An 18,608-nucleotide genomic window follows, 5' to 3' on the forward strand; every position below is an offset into this window, starting at 1 on the left:
CATAGCCGACGGTAACTAAGTCGGCCCAGACCACGACCACGGAGGTTGATGATGACGACGACGACTGCTGCTCCTCGTGATGGCGGTGCCGCGCTGACCGTTGTATCCGCTGCGGCGGGGCGGATGCGTGTGCGCGCCAGCGGGTTTCGATTCGACGCGGGGCGGGCCGTGGCGATCGAGGAAACGGTCGGCAAGGTGACCGGTGTGCGGGCCGTGCAGGCTTTTCCGCACACGGCATCTGTTGTGGTCTGGTATTCGCCCGGGCGCTGCGACACCGCTGGCATCTTGTCGGCGATCGCCGAAGCCGAGCACATCCCGGCAGCGTCGGTGCCCGCGCGTGCCCCGCACTCGGCTGATGGCCGTAGGGCCGGTGTCATGCAGAGAATCCTTGACTGGAGTGCGCGAACGCTGTCGGGTCCACGCGGTGACGGCCTAGGCCGTGCTTCGGCTGTCGTGGCCGTGCGGCGGCGGCGGGCGGTGAGCGATGCCTGCGGCTGCGACCACGACGACAACGAGCGCGAGCCGCAGCGCCTGTGGCACGTCCGCAAGCTGCGGCGAGCCACGCTGTCCGGGGCGCTGCTGGGCGCCTCGGTGATTGTCGCCTGGGTCACTCCGCTCGGCCCGGTCGTGCTGGGAATGAAAGCCCTCGCGCTGGCGGTGGGGGCCTCCACGTTCGTGCCCTCCACGCTCAAGCGCCTGGCCCAGGGCCGCATCGGCGTCGGCACCCTGATGACCATCGCCGCGGCCGGAGCGGTGGCACTGGGTCAGGTCGGCGAGGCCGCCACGCTGGCGTTTTTGTTCTCGATCAGTGAGGGCTTGGAGGAATACGCGGTGGCGCGTACCCGCCGCGGGCTGCGCGCCCTGCTGTCGCTGGTGCCCGATCAGGCCACCGTGCTGCGAGACGGCAGCGAAACCGTGCTGGCCCCAGCAGAGCTGCGCGTCGGGGATCAGATGATCGTCAAACCCGGGGAACGCCTGGCCACCGACGGCATCATTCGTGCCGGGCGCACCGCCCTGGATGTCTCAGCGATCACCGGCGAATCGGTGCCGGTCGAGGCCGGACCCGGTGACGTGGTGTTCGCCGCATCGATCAACGGCTCCGGAGTGCTGCAGGTGCAGGTCACCGCGACCGCAGAAGACAACTCGCTGGCGCGCATCGTGCACATCGTGGAAGCCGAACAGGCCCGCAAAGGCGCCAGCCAGCGGCTGGCCGACCGCATCGCGCGACCGCTAGTGCCGGGCATCATGGTCACCGGGGCGCTGATCGCCGGCACCGGCAGCGTCTTGGGTAACCCGGCGGTCTGGATCGAACGCGCGCTAGTGGTTTTGGTCGCGGCCTCCCCGTGCGCGCTGGCCATCGCCGTGCCGGTCTCCGTTGTGGCGGCCATCGGCGCCGCCTCCAAATTCGGCGTACTGATCAAGGGCGGCGCCGCGCTAGAAGCCCTAGGCACCATCGGCGGAATCGCGCTGGACAAGACCGGAACGTTGACGGCCAACCGGCCCGCGGTGATCGACGTCGCGACCACCAACGGCACCACCCGCGAGGAGGTGCTAGCGACGGCCGCCGCGCTGGAGGCCCGCAGTGAACACCCCCTGGCCGCGGCCATCCTCGCCGCCACCCAAGCACCGATCGCCGCGGCCAGCGATGTGCAAGCTGTGCCCGGGACCGGGCTGACCGGCCACCTCGACGGGCATGCCGTCCGACTGGGGCGCCCCGGCTGGCTCGACCCCGCCGACCTGGCCGATCACGTGGCGCGCATGCAACAAGCCGGGGCCACAGCGGTTCTCGTCGAACGCGACAACCAGCTGCTCGGCGCCATCGCCGTGCGCGACGAACTCCGCCCCGAAGCCGCCGAGGTCATCGCCAGGCTACGTGCCGGGCGCTACCAGGTATCGATGCTCACCGGCGACAACCACGCCACCGCTGCCGCGCTGGCCGCCCAAGCCGGAATCGAGCACGTCTATGCCGAACTGCGCCCCGAGGACAAGGCTCGCCTGGTCAAAGAGCTGCGTGCCCAGCGACCCACCGCGATGGTCGGCGACGGCGTCAACGACGCTCCGGCCCTCGCGGCTGCCGACCTGGGAATTGCCATGGGCGCCATGGGAACCGACGTCGCCATCGAAACCGCCGACGTCGCCCTGATGGGCCAAGACCTGCGTCACCTACCCCAAGCCCTCGACCACGCCCGCCGCTCCCGGCAGATCATGCTGCAAAACGTCGGACTATCCCTGACCATCATCACCGTGCTGATGCCCCTGGCGTTGTTCGGGACCCTCGGCCTGGCCGCGGTCGTGCTGGTACATGAGGTCGCCGAAGTCGTGGTCATCGCCAACGGCGTACGCGCCGGACGCATCAAACCACTTACCGGGAATCAGGCGCGACCGTAATGGTGCCAGGGTGTTGGTTTTGGCGCCGTCGGATCCCGGTGTTCGTCGGCGCCGGCATACTCACTCGCTACGATCCGGGGCTTCGTCCGCGACGACTCGCTCGAGATCATTGTCGGCAATGACTTTGCCGGAACGACGTTCGCCGTTGCGCTCCTTCAGCAGGGCGCGACGGTCGGCGTGGAAATAGGTGTATCCGGTCGTCAGTGCACATGCGACGGTGGCGACCGCCAGCATCTGGGATCCGCCGATGACCAGGCTCAGGACTCCGCCCACCGTGGCGCCGACGATGTAGCTGGCATACAGCAGAAGATATCCCAGCCAGGCCGTAGCTTGTCCGCCGCTGAGGTGGCGTTGGATACCTTGGCCCAGCTTCACCAGCGTTCCCGTCATGTAGCTCAGCGAGATGGAAACCTCGCCGTTCTTGACGAACGAGGTGTTCAAGGCGCCAATGCCGAAGGTAACAGCCAGAATTGGCAGGAAGGTGACTCGGCCTGTCGACCATCCGTGCACGACGATGTCGAGTGCGGCGGCGATGCCCAGACACAGCGTGGTCAGCACGGTCGGGCCGTGGGGGTGGTCGACCCAAATATGTTGCCGGCACAACGACGCGATCACCACGCCAGCGACGAACGACGCAAGCAGTAGCGCCGCTGATATAGACAGCCAGCGGTCGTTGGTGAAGAAACCCAGGACCGCCCGCTCGCTGTTGCCGGTCATGAAGGTCACGAAGTATCCCGCGGTGTGGGTGAACGCCGCCGCACCCACCAACCCGGCCAACGCAGCCAGGATCCACGACAACCGCGCCTCACGGTCGAACATCTCACGCATCACCCACGACATCTTTCCAGGCACGTCCGCCACCCGCGATGCGGGCACGGCGAGCCTTGAACCATCCCGGATTTCACAATTTGCGGGCCGCACCGACGAACAGCAGTCCCCCGTAACGCGCTTCGATCCCCGACCGGCCGTGCAAGCCGTGCCTGGCCAACTCGGTAGCGAATTCGCCTGCCTCGAACCGGTTTTCGCGTAGATGAACAATGAAGGTGCGCAGTACCCAGCTGTCAAGTATGTGGCGAGGAACCTCTTCGAACAACGCAGCCCGCCCGGACGCAGCACCCGGGCGATCTCGGTCACCGCGCTGCCAGTCCGGTACGTGACGCCCATGAAGGCGACGCCGCGCCAGTTCCACCATCGATTCGTCAACATCAAAGGCGGTCACCTGTTCGGCGCCCAGCCGATCCAGGATCACCTCAGCGCCCACACCGCGCCCGCACCCGATCACCGGTCGACCCGACAATCAGCCATCGGCGAGCCTCCGAAACCACGTCGCTTCCCGGTGGTGCTGAAGGGCGGCGCGCACCGGGTTGTTCATCATGGCTCGTTCGACGGAATTGAGATCATCCACTCCTCCTTGCCCGAAGCCGACGACCGCCGATGCTTCGTCGATGCCCGAACGCGAAGGGCTGGTGCGGTCCGTCCAAATGGTCTTGTGCGGTGTAGTGAGACCCGTCTGCGCCGGCAGCGTAGCCCCGGTCGGCGGTAACGGTGGCGGCAATGGCGAGCAGGGCCGGCCGAGCACGGCTCGCACACTCTGCTGCGCTCAATGATGCCCGTATCGGCCATGGTGGCCACCGCCGAACAGCCCGCCGAGAAAGCCGCCTTGCTGTGGATAACCGCCCTGTTGTGAATAAGGCTGGGACGGTATGTACTGCTGGGGCGGCGGCGGCTGGGCAGCGGCGTAAAAATTAGCTTCGGCCTGCGAGAGGGCTTCGAGCTCGCCGCGGTCGAGAAAAAAGTCCGTTGCACCCGGTGCACTGATCGATCTCCACCCCAAAGCGGGGCACCGGCAACATCTGCGACCCGCACTTCGGGCAAATCACGGCCGGCTTGCCCTCGGAAGCCGTTGCGTCGGACGGGCGTGTCATCGCACTTTCCTTTCTGTTGACCGTCATTGGCGCCACCAGTCTATGCACACATATAAATCCGTGCATGCAACGCTACAAGTGCGTGTATACCCAGCGCCCTACTCGCAAGGGTCAAGGCCGCGGGTGGGGTGCGATAATCCTGGTACGGTGACCGGAGATGCTGTCTCAGGTTCTGACGTTGGCGCCGTTGGCATTTCGATCGAGGGGGGGCCATGGTAGCTGGGCACGCGCATTCGGCCGGGGCTGAGTCGTTGCCGACCGGTTCGGCCGGTGCAGCCTACAAGCGGCGGTTGGCGCTCGCGCTGACATTGACAGCCAGCTATGCGCTGGTCGAGGTCGTCGGCGGCATTCTCACGGGGTCATTGGCGCTGATCTCAGACGCCGCCCATATGGGCACCGATGTGCTGGGCCTGGGGTTGGCGCTGGCGGCCATACATCTCGCTAACCAACCCGCCGCCAGCCAGCGCACCTATGGCACCTACCGGCTTTGAGGTTCTCGCGGCGGTAATCAACGGACTGCTTCTGTTCGGCGTGGCCGGCTACGTACTTTACGAGGCCTACCAAAGAATCCAGGAACCACCGGAGATCCTCGGTGTGCCGATGCTCGTGGTCGCCGTGGCCGGCCTAGCGGTGAACCTCGTCAGCTTCCGCATGCTTTCCGCCGGCGCCAAGGAGAGTCTCAACGTGCGGGGCGCCTATCTGGAGGTTCTCTCCGATATGCTCGGCTCCATCGGCGTCATCGTCGCCGCAGTGGTGATCGCCACGACTGGCTGGCGGTACGCCGACGCAATCGTCGGCGCAGGTATCGGGCTGTTCATCTTGCCCCGCACGTACTCACTGATGAAGCAGGCCGTGCGGATCATCATGGAAGTCGCGCCGCCCGAGATCGACATCGCCGAGGTACAGGGCAAGCTCACCGCCATCGCCGGCGTCGACTCCGTCCATGACTTGCACATCTGGACTATCACCTCCGGTATGGAGGCGGCGACGGTGCATCTCGTCGTGCCCCGCTCCTTGGACTGGCACCGTGTGCTGGACACCGCGCGCGACATCTTGGCCGACTACGGCGTTACCCACCCAACCATTCAGGTCGAACCCGTTGACCATGTCGAGCGCGGCAGTCTTGTGTAGTCAGCGGTGCGCCAACCGCCGCGGACGAATGCTCGCCGTATCGACAAGATGACCCGAGGCGAGGGGGGCGCAGCAGGGATTCTCTTCGATCCGCCGGCGCTCATCGATGACACTTCGCCGGGGGGTCCTGGACCGCGGGGCGTAAGCGGTGTCGGCGACGGCGACATCGGGCGGCAGCGCGTGCCGCTAACAACCGCGGCGCACCTTACGCCACAGCAGCCACCTGGCGATCACGCAAAGCAGTTGCACGGCAAGTCGATCGGCCAGCCCGCATCGACGCGGCGTCTCCTTGCATCTGCTTTGCGCCAACACGGCCCTCGGCCTCAATTCCTACGCTTGTGCCGTATGTCCTCCGTTGAAGGAAACTGCTCAGTGCCCGCCGATCAACCGGGTCCGGCTGGAATCGTGCGATCCCGCGTCGTGGCCGAGCTTGTGCTGGGGCCGCTGCTTCGCCATGTCGGTGAGTGTGACGCCACCGTGTGGGTCGAGACCTCGAAGCCCTGCGAAGTTGAGATCCTGGGTCATCGAGAACGCGCCTGGACCGTTGCCGGCCACCACTATGCTCTGGTGGTCGTGCGAGGCTTGCAAGCCGATTCCAGCACTCCGTACGAAGTGCATCTCGATGGAAATCGGGTCTGGCCGCTGCCCGACGCAGTCCGGCTTTCAACCATTCGCACCCTAAACAATCGAGATTCTCTGGATCTGGTCTTCGGCTCCTGCCGGTTCGCCACGCTCACGGCCACCGCAGGCAACACCCACTTCAACGCCGACGCGCTCGACGCCCTCGCATGGCGGATGTACGAACAACCACCCGACCGCTGGCCCGACGCCCTGCTGCTTCTCGGTGACCAGATCTACGCTGACGACCTCTCACCGGAGACGCTACGGTGCGTCATTGATCGGCGCGGCATCGATGACCCGCACAGCGCCGAAGTGCGCGACTTCGAGGAATACACCTGGCTTTACGCCGAGTCGTGGTCCGACCCGCAGGTGCGGTGGCTGCTATCCACGGTGCCCACCTCGATGATCTTCGACGACCACGACGTGCACGACGACTGGAACACCTCACAGTCTTGGCGCCAGGAGATCCAAGCCACACCCTGGTGGAAGGAACGCATCGTCTCAGCGCTGTCGTCGTATTGGGTCTACCAGCACCTGGGTAACCTCACGCCGGCGGCCCTGGCCGAAGACGAGCTTTATCAACGGGTCCGCGCGCACCCCGGCGACGCCGCGCCGCTGATACGCCAGTTCGCCACGGCTGCCGACGAGGAAGCTGACGGCGGCAAGGGAGCCCAATGGTCCTACCGCCGAGATCTGGGCAACACCAGACTGCTGGTCATCGACACCCGATGTGGTCGTATCCTCTCCGCTGGGCGGCGATCCATGCTCTCGGAGAACGAATTCAGTTGGATCGAGCAGCAAACCGGCGGGGACTACGACCACCTGCTTGTCGGGTCCTCGCTGCCCTGGCTACTGCCCCGCACTCTCCACGACCTCGAGTCCTGGGACGAGCACCTCGCGTCGGGCGCGCGGGGCCGGCTACTGGCTGGTTGGGCTGAAAAGCTCCGCCGTGCCGCCGATTTGGAACACTGGGCGGCGTTCGGGGAATCGTTCGACCGACTCACACGGCTGTTCAGTCGTGTCAGCCGAGGTCAGGTGTCTGGCCCGGCCCCGGCCACCATATGCGTGCTGTCTGGGGACGTGCACCACGCTTACGTGGCGCAGGCGCGATTTTCCGAGCCAGTGCACTCACGGGTCTACCAGCTGACCTGCTCGCCGCTGCACAACTACGTCCCCGCCGCGATGAAGATGGCATTCCGCATCTCCTGGAGCCGCGTCACCGAGCGGGCGACGCGTTTCCTCCTCAACCGTGTGAGCACCGTACCCCCGCCGCCGATCGACTGGGATCCGATAGCCGGGCCCTTCTTCGGTGATCAGGTGGCGACCCTGCGGGTACGCGGCCGAACCATCGGAGTTGTGTTAGAGCAGGCGGGCACTGACGACACCGGGCATCCGCGCCTTCGCATGGTCGCCGACATCGCGTTGGCCTAAAGACCGACATGCAGGTGTTACCGCACACGTACCGGGTATGGGGCCGCAGTCCGACCGCAAACGGGGGACCAACCACTCACAACCGCGAGCCGCCCCAGATGCCCTTTGCGGCCGAAGGAACACCGGGTGAATACCGGAGTCGAGCATGCTGATATTGTGATATTGTTATATGAACATCAATCGACGTTCGGGTTGGCTGATGTCATAACAATGTCTGAACGGAAGGAAGGTTGGGCGATGATCGTGCACGGGCTATTGGCGAAGGCAGGCGCGACGGTGGTTACCGGAGTGGTCGGGGTGAGCGCGTATGAGCTGTTGCGCAAGGCGCTGGGTTCGGCTCCGGTTCACCGGGCTGCGGTGGCCACGACGGAGGTGGGTCTGCGCGGAACGCGGGGCGCGGAGAAGGTGGCGGAATCGGCCCGGCTCAAGGTGTCCGACGTGGTCGCCGAGGCCCGCGAACGTATCGGTGAAGAGGCACCACCGCCGGCCATTGGCAACCACGACCAGCACGAGCACTGATCGCCGGCATGACAGCGGTAATCGAGCCTGACCTCGAGGTCGTCTCGGATGCGGCCGGGCGGATGCGGGTGCAGGTTCCCTGGGTGGTCTGCGATGCACGCCGCGCGGTGGCGGTGGAAGATGCGGTGGACAAGCACAACGGTGTGCGGGCGGTGCACGCCTATCCGCACACTGGGTCGGTGGTCGTGTGGTATTCGCCGAAGCGCTGCGATCGCTCGGCGGTGCTGGCGGCGATCGACACAGCCAAACACATAGCCGCCGAGCTGATCCCGGCGCGCACGCCGCGGTCATCTGACGTCCGCAACACCGAGGTGCTGCGCATGGTGATCGGCGGTGCGGCGCTGGCCTTATTGGGAGTGCGCCGCTACGTCTTCAAACGACCACCGCTGCTGAGTCCGAGCGGTCAGCTGGTGGCGACGGGCGCGACCGTTTTTATGGGCTACCCATTCTTCCGGGGCGCGCTGCGCTCGATCCGGTCCGGCCGCGCCGGCACCGACACGTTGGTGACCGCGGCTATCGCGGCGAGCCTGGTGTTGCGTGAGAACGTGGTTGCGTTGACCGTGCTGTGGCTGCTCAATATCGGCGAGTACCTGCAGGACTTGACGCTGCGACGGACCCGACGCGCCATCTCGGATCTGCTGCGCGGTACCGCCGACACGGCCTGGATTCGCCTGGACGACGGCAACGAAGTGCAAGTACCGATGGACACCGTGCAGATCGGCGACGAGGTGATAGTCCACGACCATGTGGCGATCCCAGTCGACGGCGAGGTCATCGACGGCGAGGCGGCGGTTGACCAGTCCGCGATTACCGGGGAGACCCTGCCGGTCAGCATGATCGTCGGGTCGCCGGTGCATGCCGGTTCGGTGGTGCTGCGCGGTCGGCTGGTGGTGCGCGCCAGCGCTGTGGGCAATGAAACCACGATCGGGCGCATCATCACCCGGGTCGAAGAGGCGCAGCACGATCGGGCGCCGATTCAGACCGTGGGGGAGAACTTCTCGCGCCGCTTCGTGCCCATCTCGTTCATCGTCTCGGCGATCACCTTGGCGATCACCGGGGATGTCCGGCGCGCGATGACCATGCTGCTGATCGCCTGCCCGTGCGCGGTGGGGCTGGCCACACCGACGGCGATCAGCGCCGCGATCGGCAACGGCGCACGCCGCGGCATCCTGATCAAGGGTGGATCGCACCTGGAGCAGGCCGGCCGGGTCGACGCGATCGTGTTCGACAAGACCGGCACACTGACCATCGGGCGTCCAGTGGTGACCAATATCATTGCCATACACAAGGATTGGCAGCCCGAGCAGGTCCTCGCGTATGCGGCCAGCTCGGAGCTGCATTCGCGCCATCCACTTGCCGAGGCCGTGATCCGCTCCACCGAGGAACGCCGCATCACCATCCCGCCGCACGAAGAATGCGAGGTGCTGGTCGGGCTGGGCATGCGGACCTGGGCCGACGGCCGAACGCTGCTGCTGGGCAGCCCGTCGCTGCTGCGCTCCGAAAAAGTCCGGGTGTCGAAGAAGGCGACGCAGTGGGTCGACACGCTGCGACGCCAAGCCGAGACGCCGCTGCTGCTGGCGGTGGACGGCACCCTGGTCGGGTTGATCAGCCTACGTGACCAAGTGCGGCCCGAGGCGCCGGACGTCGTGAAAAAGTTGCGCGCCAACGGTATTCGCCGGATCGTGATGCTCACCGGCGATCATCACGATACCGCCGAGGCGGTCGCCGGTGAGCTCGGCATCGACGAGTGGCGCGCCGAGGTGCTGCCGGATGACAAACTCGAAGTGGTCCGCGGGCTACAGGACGAGGGCTACGTCGTCGGGATGGTCGGTGACGGCGTCAACGACGCCCCCGCCCTGGCCGCCGCCGATATCGGCATCGCCATGGGCCTGGCCGGCACCGACGTCGCGGTCGAGACGGCCGACATCGCGTTGGCCAACGACGACCTGCAGCGCCTGCTCGACGTGCCCGACCTGGGCGCCCGCGCGGTCGAGGTCATCCGCCAGAACTACGGCATGTCCATTGCGGTCAACGCCGTCGGGCTGGCGATCGGCGCAGGTGGCGCGTTGTCGCCGGTGCTGGCGGCGATCCTGCACAACGCGTCCTCGGTGGCAGTAGTCGCCAACAGCTCCAGGCTGATCCGCTACCGCCTCGACTGAAGCGCGCGTCTAGGTCTACCAACCGCTTCGCGGGGCGGCGATGTCTCGGGAACACCGTGGTCAGCTGCCGCCGCACGCGGCATGTTCGTCCGCCAAATCCACCACTTGGCCGCACTGGCCTCAAATTGTGCTCAACGCTGATGCGGTGACTGTCAAGGCCACGCCGCTTTGCGGTCGGCTCCATGCCGAGCATTGACAGCCACCGAACCACCGCGCAAACCGGCACCTGCCAGCGAGCGATTGCCGTGATGCAAGCCGCTTCGGCGGCGTGAAGAAAAGGTACGTCGCGGTGCACAGCCGCGCTCCGTGTCTTACCGTGGCGCGGCGGGTGCGGCCGTCAACCCATGGCAATGGTGTCGCTGGCTGCTTATCGAGCCCGCGGAACTGGCGGATACCGCGACCGATACCGCAGCACTTCCCTACACATCCAGCTCCGGCCAACGCGACAAGCCGTATCGACACAGCTAGAAGCACGTACGCCCAAAACGTTCCAACGCTAGCCGACGCAACAAACGCCCAGGTACACCAATTATGAGTCCGTCGACTACCCTCAAACGCGGCGTCGCCGCCGGCGACATCTCGGCCAAGAAGCCCGCCGCAAACCCGTTATCGCTCGCCGTTGACTTCGGGGGGCGGCATAGGGGGTAGTTTGAGAACTTGTAAGTAATGTTCGGTGCCTGGTGCGGCCCTGGGTACCTGCTGTTGCTCTTCCTGGGCTGGGGTGCCTTCGCCGGCTTCCTCCCACCAGTTGCGCCGTCCCGCAACGCCGATGAAATCGCCCGGATCTTCCAGGAGAACACCAACGGTATTCGTATCGGCATGGTGATGGTGATGTGGGCAGCCGGTGTCTTCATCTTCTTCGCCGCCGCGATCGGGCAGTTCTTGTCCAAGATCGAAGGCGGCGCGGGCGTGCTCACCTATGGCGTGGTCATCGGCGGCTGCGGAAACATGGTCCTGTCGTTCTATCCTGCCATTTGGTGGTTGGTCGCCGCCTACCGTCCCGAGCGGGCTCACGAACTGACCTACATTTTCAACGACATGGCGTGGCTGCAGTTCATCGGTGGGGTATCCATGTTCGCCGCGATGCCGATCGCGATCGCCATCGCGGCCTTCATCGACAAGAGCGCCGATCCGGTATTTCCGCGCTGGGCCGGCTACGTCAACATCATGATCGTCATGCTGATCCTGCCCGACCAGCTGCTGTTCTTCTTCCACTCCGGACCGTGGTCGTGGAATGGGCTGTTCGGCCTGTGGATCCCGGTGGTGTTGTTCGGCGGCTGGTTCCTGGTGACCTTCTACCTGATGCGCGCCGCGGTGCAGCGGGCCACGCGCAATCCCGGCTCACCGGTCGAGAATCTCGACACCGTCTCGACCGGCAGGTAGTCCGCTTCAGAGATACGACTCGATCAGCACCGTCAACCGCTCGCAGGTTTCCGCATCGTCGGTCAGCGGACTGGCGATCGCGGAGACGGCCGCTGCACGCGGGCGCAGACCCGCGCGCACCAGGGTAGCTGTCGCGACAAGCGCACGGGTGGAAGCGGTTTCACGTAGCGCGGCATCATCGAGGCGCCGAATCGCCTGACCCAGCCGAATGATGTCGTCGAGCAGTTCGGAGTCCAGCCCGCTCTCCTGCAGCAGAATCCTTCTCTCGATATCGGGCGGCGGGAATCCGAGGTCGATGCCGACGAGGCGCTGGCGCGTCGACATCTTGAGGTCTTTGAGGACGCTCTGATAGCCGGGGTTGTAGGAGACAACGAGCTGAAATCCCATTGCCGCTTGTATTTTGACGCCACCCAATCGCTCGATGTTCAGCTCGCGACGGTGATCGGCCAGCGAATGCACTGCCACGATCGCGTCCTGGCGGGCTTCGACCACTTCGTCGAGGTAACAGATGCCGCCCTGCCGCACAGCCTGGGTCAGGGGGCCGTCCACCCACTCCGTGTGCGAGTCACGAAGTACGAACCGGCCCAGAAGATCTGACGATGTCATGTCCTCGTGACAACACACAGTGAACAGCGGCACCCCGAACTGCTCCGCCATGTGCTCGACGAGCCGGGTCTTACCGCAACCCGTCGGCCCCTTGAGCATGACCGGAAGTCCAGACTTCCAGGCCGCGGCGAACACGTCGACTTCGTCGCCGACAGGGATGTAGCCCTGCTTGGCTCGACCCGTGTCAGGCATCGAATCCCTTTGCTCCATTGTCAATTCGCTCATTCCCACCTCGCAGCTTCAGCTATATGTGTTGATCACGTTGCGTCTGGCCGCATGCAGCGACCGTAGGTATCCGTGGTGCTCTTCGGATAACAACTCGCGTCGCCGGCCGTTACTGCGCGTCACACTGAGCGCGTTGAGCAATAGGCCGCGCAGGTGCTGGGTAATATCGCCGCTCTGTCCGATCACCCTGAACGATGCGTCCGACCACACGTCCTCGAGAACCTCGGGTTCGGTCGACGAGCGGATGCCGATTCCGGCCACGCCGATGCCCTGCAGCACCGCTTCCTTGATCGCCTGCCGGGCGTCCGCGCGCGCGTAGCGATCCTCGTAGCCGTCGTCGTAAGGCAATCCGTCGCCGATCACCAACAGCACCATATTCTTTGCCAGCGCCTGCGATTGCAGGACGTGGGTGGCGTGGCGGATGGCGGCGCCGATCCGGGTGAACCCGGACGGTTGGACCGACCGCAGGCGGCGCTTGGCGGCCGCGTCGAACCTGGCGTCGAAACTCTTGACCCTGAGAAAGCGCACCGCATCTTTGCCGCGGGAATAGAATCCGTAGGTCCCGACCCGGTCGCCCAGCCTTTCCAACGCCACAGTGAAATCTCCGGCGAGCCGGCGCTCCTCCTCGAAAACCACGCGGCCGCCGGAGTCTTCTGCGGTCGAACCCGAACAATCCAGCAGTACGAGTACCGATAGGTCGCGCTTGGTCAGTCGACTGGCCTCGTAGATGTAGGGGTCCGGATTGTCGCCGTGTCGGCGGTCGGTCTCGTAGTCCACCAGCGCCGACAGATCCAGGGAATCGCCCTCGGCCTGACGTCGATGGCGTTGCGGCTCGATGCCGACTCGGGCCAGGGGCCGCTGCAACAGGGTTCTGCTGACGGTGACTTCAGCGGCGGACTCGACGTCGGCCGGATCGTATTCGGCCACCGCGCACCAGTCGAAACGATAGGCCCCCTTGTGGCAATCCCACTCCGGGTAACGGGTTCCGACGACCGGCGCCGGTTCCAGCACCGCGGACATCAACCGGCCCAGTGCCCCCTTGCGCGCATTCCGGCCGACCGGACCGAACCGCTGCTTACCCGCCGGGATCTCGGCAGAACCTTGATTCTTGTCCTGGCCGCTGCGGCCCATGCCGAGGAGCTTCTGGATCGCGTCGCCCAGCGGATTGGGAATTCCCGGGGCGGACAGCAGATTGACGATCTTGCTGTCGTCGTTCTCGTCCGCGGGGCCGTCGTCCTCCTCGGGATCCTCTTCCTGCAACTGCCCCAAGCGCGTCAGGTCGTGATCGGTGGGCGAGGCACGCAGCTCCTCCTGGCTCACCCGGCGCAGCCGGGAAGGCCGCAACACACCGACCCAATCCGGGGGTGAGGCAACCGGCTGGCGACCCAGCGCAAGGTCGTAAGACTCATCGCTGGAGCCTGAAAGTGCTTGCAAACCTGCCGATTTGATGCGTCGCGCGGTTCTGGTCGGCAAGACCCGATCCAACTGCTCTGCGACACGGCCGACTTCCAGAGCGAGATAGCGCTGGGCTGCGGTCGTGCGATGTCGCGCCAGTCGCATCATCAGGTCTTTGCGCAACGCGCCACCGGCCAGCAGCGCCGCCTGTACCGCGACCGCGTCACGTACGTCCGCGTCGTCGAGGCCGGCAGCGACGAACACCGTGCGGCCGTCCGTGTGAGTTGACTCGGCGCGCGTTTCTTCGACAGTCAAGGGCCGAGAGGCGATCGCGGTCGCCAGCACTGCGAATCTGGTGATCGATGAAATGTCGCGCCCTCGGTCTACTTTCCGCGGTCGAAAGGCACCATGCTCGGCAGCACGGTGTTGGGCGGCACTACCAGATGACCGTTCGGGTCCAGATGCGCCGAACCCCCGTTGGGATCCTGATTGTTGTTGCGGAACTGGGGAACTGCCGGGCCCGGGCACATCTGGTCGGTGCCCTCTCCGCACAGACCATTGGTCAGATACGAGCGCTGCTGCAGGTCCACCGGCCATTCGGCCATCCGCGTCGCGGTCCAGGTGTTGAGCACGTTGTACAGGACGAAGAACAACATGTTGACGAAACCGATCATTGCCAGCCCGCGCAACAGGCTCTTGCGGCGATCCGATACTTTCAGTGACTCGAGGCCACGGTCTGCCAGCGTCTCGCCGCGGTCGTTCTTGAAAAAGCGCAGGATGGCGACGGACGCGAATGCCGAACCGGCGGTGATCATCTCGGTGAGCGGGAAGCGGTGGTAGGTGTTCGAGAAGATGCTGAAGTGCCCGCCGGGATACTCCCAGACACCCAGCGGCATGAACATGACGCCTTCGAGCAGAACGTCGAAACCCCACATCGCTACGACACACATGGCGGCCAGCTTGACCGCACTGAGTTGCGGCCAGCGCTTGCGTGCGGTTCGCATCACCCAGGACCCGGCGAACATCGCTATCACGAAGCAGTAGACGTAGGCGCCGGGAATGATCAGAATTGGCTCGACCAGCATCGCGCCGGGTGCGGCCTTGCCGGTGGCGAAGGGAATGCTGTTCACCCAGGAGCCGTAGTTGAGCGCCCAGGCGTTGTAGGTGAACCAGGTGCCGCTGTACGCCGACAACGGATCCTGGAACCACACCGTCGCAAAGGCGATCGTCAGCGCCCCGTCCACGCTGAGTTTGCCGTCGCGCCGCCACGGTTTGACGACCATGAAGTAGAAGCACGCCAACACCGCGGGGATCGAGATGACCTCGAAGAAAACCACCGCGACCTTCATGAAGGTCGGAACCGGGGTCGGACCCACCGGCACGGTCTTGAACAGCGGGCCAAGAACCCAGGCGCTCAGTACGACCACCATGAACACCAGGTAAGCGCTGCCGACGGCCGCCCACCACCTCACCGGGGCCGACGTGCGAGGTGCGGTATCGACTGGTCGAGAAGCGCTGTCCCGCGTCCCGAGATCCGGTCGTTCAACCACCTGCGTCATCGTTGGCCCCTTCCGATCAGCGACTTCGATGATTTCCGGTTAGATGATCATCGGTTATTGGTGAACCCAGCATCCATGACGAACGTGCTGCCGGTGATGTAGCGGCCCGCGTCCGAAACCAGGTGCATGATCGAGTCCGTCACGTCCTGCGGCTCGAGCAGTCCGTTGGGGACCGGCAGGGGATTCTGCAGGTTCTGCGCGATCGTCGGGAACTCCTGCACGTAGCGCCCGAATGCTTCGTTGGCGATCATCGGGGAGTTGACCCCGGTCGGGTGGATGGTGTTCACCCGAATGTTATCTGGGGCAAGCACATTGGCCCACGCGCGCATCAATCCGACTACCCCGTGTTTGGAGGCGGTGTAGCCCAGCACCCCCGGCGAGCCGTCGCCGAGGCCGCCGACCAAGCCCGCAGTGGAGCTGGTGATCACGATCGATCCTCCCCGCCCGCCGGCCTGCAGGTGCGGAATCGCCGGCATCACGGTGTTGAAGACGCCGACCAGCATGATGTCGATGCCGGCCAGGAACGCTTCACGCGCTAGGCGCTGCTGGCCGGTAATGGCCATCACGCCGGCGTTCGCCAGGACGATGTCCAACCGCCCCAACTCTGCCACGCCCTCGTCGACAATCCGCTTAACCGCCTCGTGGTCGCGAACGTCGGCGACCGACAGCAGCGCTTTGCGGCCGAACTTCTCGATGAGCTTGCCCGTTTCGTCGAGATCATCGCGGGTGGCAAGCGGGTATTCCACCGAGGGGTCGTCGGCACAGATGTCGAAGCCGATGATGTCGGCGCCTTCCTCGGCGAGTCGCACCGCGTGCGAGCGGCCCTGCCCCCGCGCTACCCCGGAAATGAAGGCGACCTTGTTGTCGGCGAGTCCCATGAAGTTGGTGTCCTTGTCTTCAGTCTCTCCCGAACGGACGTTCTGCCGACGGGCTACGTTTTTAAGGTTCAATGTCTCATAATTGCCGATTTGGGTCGTTTGTGTCAATGGCCACACACGGCCCGGGGGCGACTACCCTAGCGGGAACGATCGTTTACATTGTCTCAGGAAAACGAGAACCGGAGCCTGAAGATGCCTGAAGAGCGGATCCCGCCCGAAGCGGAGTGGTGGAACCCGCCGTCGGGCCCCACCGTGGATTGGTTGACCTGGGTCAACGCTCTGCCCTACTGCCGCGACGTGGGCCTGGTGTGCACGGAGTTCAATGCCATGTCGGCGATCTTTCGTATGGAACGTTCGACGCTGACCCCCAACCCCAATGGGGCCGTGAACGGGGGCACCGTAACCGCTGCGGCCGATCAGATCATGGGCGCTCTTACCGTGCGGATGAGCGAACCCGGACTGTTGCCCGCGACCGGGTCGCTGCATATCCAATTTCATTCACCCGCCCACGCGCCGCTGACGTTTCGCGCGACCGGCTTGGGCGGGGGGCGGCGCACCAAGTTCGTCGAAGTCGTGGTCGAGGACCGCGACGGCAACCGCTGCGCCACCAGCCAGGGCACGATGATCGCCGGTGGCTCCGGGGGGGCCGCCATTGCCCAGCCCTTAATGAGACGATACGGTTCTAAAATAATCCCCCGCTCCGGACACAGTGAGGTACCCGATGTCGAACGCCCAGATCGTCGCCGACTTCTACACCGCGCTCAGCGGCGCCGACCCTGATGCGGTGGCGGCCGCGATCGACGCTCACTTTGCCGAGGATGCCTCGATCGAATGGCCGCCGTCGCTGCCGCATGGCGGCCGGGTGGAGGGCAGTCGACGGCTACGCGGGGGCTGTTCACCGGGATCGCGAAAGCCGGTAACCAAGCGGGCGCCACGAATCTCACCCTGCTTCGGACCATCGGCGACGGCGACCACGTGGTCGCCTGGATCACCTTCGAATGGAAGAACCCGGGCTCCGAGGACACAGTTCCCAACTCTGCCCTGGAGGTGTGGTCGTTCTCCGGCGACCGGGTCCAGGAAATCAAGGCGTTCTACTGGGACGCCGCGGCGATCAGCCAGCCGCAGCACGCCTGAACCGCCGCAAGTCGAACCAAAAGACACACCGAAGAGAGGCCGAGATGTCCCGTAGCGCAGTGATTGTCGATGCCGTCCGGTCCCCGATGGCCAAGGGGAAGCCACCGAAGGACGGCCGCCCCGGCGGGGCGCTGAGCGGCGTTCATCCCGTAGAGCTGCTGGGTCAGGTGATTGGTCAATTGATGGCCCGCAACGACGTCGATCCCGCTCGCGTCGACGACGTGATCGCCGGTTGTGTGAGTCAGGTCGGTGAACAGTCCGGGCCGGTCGGACGCTGGGCGTGGCTCTCGGCAGGCCTGCCCGAGAGCGTGCCATCAGTGGCGGTGCACCGGGCCTGCGGATCCAGCCAGCAGGCCGCCGACTTCGCCGCACAGGCCGTGATCGCGGGCGCGTGCGACATCGTGGTGGCGGCCGGTGTCGAGTCGATGAGCCGGATCCCGATGTTCACCGCGCGGATCGGGCAGGATCCGTACGGTTCGGCAGTGGCGCACCGTTATGCGCCGGGACTCGTGCCGCAGGGCGTCTCGGCCGAATTGGTGGCCGCCCGCTGGAAACTCGACCGCGAGTCCATCGACGAGTTTTCCGCCCGGTCCCATCGCAATGCCGCCGCGGCCGACTTCAGCGCCGAGATCGTGCCGATCACCACGCCCGACGGACAGACGGTCAGTACCGACGAAACCATCCGGCCATCGACCACGGTCGAGGGTCTGGCGACGCTTAAATCGTCGTTCTACTCCGACGAGATGGCCGCACGCTTCCCCGAGATCACCGACTGGCACATCACCCCGGGAAATTCGTCCCAGCTGGCCGACGGGGCTGCGGCGGTGTTGATCATGGGCGACGACACCGCCGCGGAACTGGGCCTGACCCCGCGGGCGCGTTTCCATGCGTTCGGACTCGCCGCCGACGATCCGATCACCATGCTGACCGGCCCCATCCCGGCCACCGAGCGGGTGTTGCGGCGGTCGCGGATGTCGCTGGCCGATATCGACCACTACGAAGTCAACGAGGCGTTCGCGCCGGTCCCGATGGCCTGGGCACAACACTTCAATGCCGATCCCACCAGGCTCAACCCCCGCGGCGGGGCGGTTGCGCTGGGCCACCCACTCGGGGCGTCCGGTGCCCGGCTGTTGACGACGATGCTGCACGCGTTGGAGTCCACCGGCGGCCGCTTCGGGCTGCAAACCATGTGCGAAGCCGGCGGAATGGCCAACGCCACCATCATCGAACGGCTCTGAAAAGGCCCCGTAAGGA

The 18,608-nt window shown here is 65.4% G+C and carries 15 protein-coding genes and 2 pseudogenes; 10 read left to right on the forward strand and 7 right to left on the reverse strand.

Features of this window, described 5'->3' with window-relative positions:
- Positions 1–51 precede the first annotated feature (51 nt).
- Positions 52–2,388 carry a heavy metal translocating P-type ATPase gene (locus L6444_RS22160; RefSeq protein WP_041324574.1) on the forward strand — a complete coding sequence of 779 codons (2,337 nt, stop codon included), beginning with the start codon at positions 52–54 and terminating at the stop codon, positions 2,386–2,388.
- 60 nt (positions 2,389–2,448) lie between these two features.
- Here the strand turns inward: L6444_RS22160 and L6444_RS22165 are convergent, their stop codons facing one another.
- The 3 genes and pseudogenes from L6444_RS22165 to L6444_RS22175 all read right to left on the reverse strand — a co-directional run bounded on the left by L6444_RS22165 (position 2,449) and on the right by L6444_RS22175 (position 4,241).
- Positions 2,449–3,219 (reverse strand): YoaK family protein, encoded by a 771-nt coding sequence (locus L6444_RS22165; RefSeq protein WP_069601498.1) that lies wholly within the window; start codon positions 3,217–3,219, stop codon positions 2,449–2,451.
- Positions 3,220–3,289: 70 nt separating this feature from the next.
- A pseudogene (locus tag L6444_RS22170) lies at positions 3,290–3,763 on the reverse strand (class I SAM-dependent methyltransferase).
- A 225-nt stretch (positions 3,764–3,988) separates the two neighbouring features.
- Positions 3,989–4,241 (reverse strand): annotated as a pseudogene (locus tag L6444_RS22175) (TFIIB-type zinc ribbon-containing protein).
- Positions 4,242–4,603: 362 nt separating this feature from the next.
- Between L6444_RS22175 and L6444_RS31235 the strand changes: the two are divergent.
- From L6444_RS31235 to L6444_RS22200, 6 genes are all read left to right on the forward strand, one after another.
- Positions 4,604–4,804 carry a cation transporter gene (locus L6444_RS31235; RefSeq protein WP_459561248.1) on the forward strand — a complete coding sequence of 67 codons (201 nt, stop codon included), beginning with the start codon at positions 4,604–4,606 and terminating at the stop codon, positions 4,802–4,804.
- Entirely contained in the window at positions 4,785–5,444 is a 660-nt protein-coding gene (locus tag L6444_RS22180; protein WP_459561249.1) for a cation diffusion facilitator family transporter, read from the forward strand. Before L6444_RS31235 ends, L6444_RS22180 begins: the two co-directional genes overlap by 20 nt.
- 420 nt (positions 5,445–5,864) lie before the next feature.
- Positions 5,865–7,496 carry an alkaline phosphatase D family protein gene (locus L6444_RS22185; RefSeq protein ID WP_012393911.1) on the forward strand — a complete coding sequence of 544 codons (1,632 nt, stop codon included), beginning with the start codon at positions 5,865–5,867 and terminating at the stop codon, positions 7,494–7,496.
- Between the two features lie 237 nt (positions 7,497–7,733).
- The gene (locus tag L6444_RS22190; protein WP_012393912.1) at positions 7,734–8,015 is read left to right on the forward strand and encodes a DUF1490 family protein; all 282 of its coding nucleotides are present in this window, start codon (positions 7,734–7,736) and stop codon (positions 8,013–8,015) included.
- Positions 8,016–8,023: 8 nt separating this feature from the next.
- Entirely contained in the window at positions 8,024–10,174 is a 2,151-nt protein-coding gene (ctpC, locus tag L6444_RS22195; protein WP_012393913.1) for a manganese-exporting P-type ATPase CtpC, read from the forward strand.
- A gap of 666 nt (positions 10,175–10,840) precedes the next feature.
- Positions 10,841–11,557, forward strand: coding sequence for a hypothetical protein (locus tag L6444_RS22200; RefSeq protein ID WP_236977278.1), 717 nt, complete (start codon positions 10,841–10,843; stop codon positions 11,555–11,557).
- A 6-nt stretch (positions 11,558–11,563) separates the two neighbouring features.
- On the opposite strand, the gene L6444_RS22205 is transcribed toward L6444_RS22200, so the two are convergent.
- The 4 genes from L6444_RS22205 to L6444_RS22220 form a co-directional block, all read right to left on the reverse strand.
- Positions 11,564–12,355 (reverse strand): CbbQ/NirQ/NorQ/GpvN family protein, encoded by a 792-nt coding sequence (locus tag L6444_RS22205; RefSeq protein ID WP_236977279.1) that lies wholly within the window; start codon positions 12,353–12,355, stop codon positions 11,564–11,566.
- A gap of 48 nt (positions 12,356–12,403) precedes the next feature.
- Positions 12,404–14,047: a nitric oxide reductase activation protein NorD gene (locus L6444_RS22210; RefSeq protein ID WP_236977280.1), complete on the reverse strand. Its 1,644-nt coding sequence runs from the start codon at positions 14,045–14,047 to the stop codon at positions 12,404–12,406.
- Positions 14,048–14,166: 119 nt separating this feature from the next.
- Positions 14,167–15,342, reverse strand: coding sequence for a spirocyclase AveC family protein (locus tag L6444_RS22215; protein WP_236977281.1), 1,176 nt, complete (start codon positions 15,340–15,342; stop codon positions 14,167–14,169).
- Positions 15,343–15,389: 47 nt separating this feature from the next.
- A complete protein-coding gene (locus L6444_RS22220; RefSeq protein WP_236977282.1) occupies positions 15,390–16,220 on the reverse strand; it encodes a mycofactocin-coupled SDR family oxidoreductase in 831 nt (276 codons plus the stop codon).
- Between the two features lie 192 nt (positions 16,221–16,412).
- Here L6444_RS22220 and L6444_RS22225 point away from each other — a divergent pair, with 192 nt between their 5' ends.
- Genes L6444_RS22225 through L6444_RS22235 form a run of 3 tightly spaced genes read left to right on the forward strand, consistent with a single transcriptional unit; the run spans position 16,413 to position 18,592 of the window.
- On the forward strand, positions 16,413–17,000 hold the full coding sequence (locus L6444_RS22225) for a PaaI family thioesterase (protein ID WP_236977283.1): 588 nt from the start codon (positions 16,413–16,415) through the stop codon (positions 16,998–17,000).
- 51 nt (positions 17,001–17,051) lie between these two features.
- Entirely contained in the window at positions 17,052–17,354 is a 303-nt protein-coding gene (locus tag L6444_RS22230) for a nuclear transport factor 2-like protein (RefSeq protein WP_236977284.1), read from the forward strand.
- A 44-nt stretch (positions 17,355–17,398) separates the two neighbouring features.
- Entirely contained in the window at positions 17,399–18,592 is a 1,194-nt protein-coding gene (locus tag L6444_RS22235) for a thiolase family protein (protein WP_236977285.1), read from the forward strand.
- The last annotated feature ends 16 nt before the right edge of the window (positions 18,593–18,608 follow it).

The organism is Mycobacterium kiyosense (assembly GCA_021654635.1).
GTDB lineage: Bacteria > Actinomycetota > Actinomycetes > Mycobacteriales > Mycobacteriaceae > Mycobacterium > Mycobacterium kiyosense.